Here is a 2,477-nt window from a genome sequence, read left to right as displayed (position 1 = left end):
TGGAAGGTGCCGGTCTTGCCGGTCAGGCCCTGAACGAGGACCTTGGTGTTCTTGTTGACGAGAATCGACATGTGGTCTGGTCCTTCAGTTAGCCGTTGATCGCGGCAACGATCTTCTTGGCAGCGTCGTCCAGATCGTCGGCGGCGGTGATCGCCAGGCCGGATTCGTTGAGGATCTTCTTGCCAAGCTCGACATTCGTGCCTTCGAGACGAACGACCAGCGGAACCTTGAGGCCGACTTCCTGTACGGCCGCAACGACGCCTTCAGCGATGACATCGCACTTCATGATGCCGCCGAAGATGTTGACGAGGATGCCCTCGACCTTCGGGTCGGCCGTGATGATCTTGAAGGCCGCCGCGACCTTCTCCTTGCCGGCGCCGCCGCCGACGTCGCAGAAGTTCGCCGGCTCCTTGCCGTAGAGCTTGATGATGTCCATCGTCGCCATGGCGAGGCCTGCGCCGTTGACCATGCAGCCGATGTTGCCGTCGAGCGCGACATAGGCGAGATCCCACTTGGAGGCCTCGATTTCCTTGGCGTCTTCTTCGGTTTCGTCGCGCAGCGCCTTGATGTCGTCGTGGCGGAACAGCGCGTTGCCGTCGAACGAGACCTTGGCGTCGAGAACGCGCATGCGACCGTTCTTCATGACGATCAGCGGGTTGATCTCGAGCAGGCTCATGTCCTTCTCGACAAAGGCCTTGTAGAGGATCGGGAAGAGCTTCTCGGCGTCAGCCTTGGCTTCGCCTTCGAGCTTCAGGGCCGCGGTGAGCGTGGCAAGATCAGCGGCGGTGACGCCGGCTTCCGGGTTGATCGCGACGTTGACGATCTTTTCCGGCGTGTCGTGCGCAACAGCCTCGATGTCCATGCCGCCTTCCGTCGAAACGACGAAGGCAACCTGGCCGACCGAGCGGTCGACGAGCAGCGACAGATAGAGTTCGCGTTCGATGTCGGCGCCGTCCTCGATGTAGAGGCGGTTCACCTGCTTGCCGGCCGGGCCGGTCTGAGCGGTGACGAGCGTGTTGCCGAGCATGTCCTTGGCATGAGCCTTGGCTTCGTCGATCGAGAAGGCGAGACGAACGCCGCCCTTGGCGTCGGCGGACAGTTCCTTGAACTTGCCCTTGCCGCGACCGCCGGCATGGATCTGGCTCTTGACCACGTAAAGCGGGCCCGGGAGCGACTTGGCAGCAGCTTCAGCCTCGTCGGCGGAGAAGATCGCGACACCTTCCGCGACCGGTGCGCCATAGCTCTTCAGGAGAGCCTTGGCCTGATATTCATGAATGTTCATGGTGTTTTTCCTGTCTGAGCATTGTGCGGGCAGGTGGGGCACCTACCCGCACCAATGCGGCAAAAACAATGAGGTCGAGCGGATAAGCGTGTCCGCCCGACGGGAGGCGATTACTGCTTGAGGCTCGGCGCGATGCCGATGCAGGTTTCGCAAAGACCAGCGACCGAAGCGACCGACTTGTCGAACGCTTCCTTCTCGGCCTTGTTGAGATCGATCTCGATGATGCGCTCGACGCCGCCGGCGCCGATGACCGTCGGAACGCCGACATACATGTCCTTGACGCCGTACTGGCCGGTCAGGTGCGCAGCGCAGGGCAGCACGCGCTTCTTGTCCTTGAGGTAGGCTTCCGCCATCTCGATCGCCGAAGCGGCCGGCGCGTAGTAGGCCGAACCGGTCTTGAGCAGGCCGACGATCTCGGCGCCGCCGTCACGGGTGCGCTGGATGATTTCTTCCAGGCGCTCCTTGGTGACCCAACCCATTTCGACGAGGTCGGTCAAAGGGATGCCGGCAACGGTCGAGTAGCGGGCGAGCGGCACCATGGTGTCGCCGTGGCCGCCGAGAACGAACGCGGTGACGTCCTGGACCGACACGTTGAATTCCTGCGCGAGGAACAGGCGGAAGCGCGCGCTGTCGAGAACGCCGGCCATGCCGACGACCTTGTTCTTCGGCAGGCCCGAGAACTTCTGCAGCGCCCAGACCATGGCGTCGAGCGGGTTGGTGATGCAGATGACGAAAGCGTTCGGGGCGTACTTCTTGATGCCCGCGCCGACCTGTTCCATGACCTTGAGGTTGATGCCGATCAGATCGTCGCGGCTCATGCCCGGCTTGCGGGCAACGCCGGCGGTGACGATGCAGACGTCGGCGCCTTCGATGGCGGAATAGTCGCTTGCGCCGGTGAGGTTCGCGTCAAAGCCTTCGACCGGGGAGGACTGGGCAATGTCGAGGCCCTTGCCCTGCGGGATGCCGTCGGCGATGTCGAAAAGGACGATGTCGCCCAGTTCCTTCAGACCGGCGAGATGCGCCAGCGTGCCACCAATCATCCCTGAACCGATAAGTGCGATCTTGTTGCGAGCCATGAAAGTGCTTCCTTTGTGATCCCAATATGATCGAGGCCTGAAACGCGGCAAACGCCAAACCTTCGCGGAAGCCATTAAACGGCAATCGTTAAAATATCAATCGATACTTTTTGGTGAAG

2 protein-coding genes are annotated in these 2,477 nt (G+C 61.7%); both read right to left on the bottom strand.

The genetic code is table 11. From position 1 onward, the window contains the following. Positions 1 to 88: 88 nt before the first annotated feature. Complete coding sequence (sucC, locus tag VGO12_RS20525; RefSeq protein WP_327514605.1) at positions 89 to 1,282, bottom strand: ADP-forming succinate--CoA ligase subunit beta; 1,194 nt, start codon at positions 1,280 to 1,282, stop codon at positions 89 to 91. Between the two features lie 110 nt (positions 1,283 to 1,392). Beyond that, complete coding sequence (gene mdh, locus VGO12_RS20520) at positions 1,393 to 2,358, bottom strand: malate dehydrogenase (protein ID WP_327514604.1); 966 nt, start codon at positions 2,356 to 2,358, stop codon at positions 1,393 to 1,395. Between the last annotated feature and the right edge of the window lie 119 nt (positions 2,359 to 2,477).

It is taken from the genome of Ensifer sp., from assembly GCF_035999135.1.
Classification (GTDB): Bacteria; Pseudomonadota; Alphaproteobacteria; order Rhizobiales; family Rhizobiaceae; genus Ensifer.
Note: the sequence above shows the minus strand (reverse complement) of the source record. Positions and strands in the feature narration are given on the sequence as shown.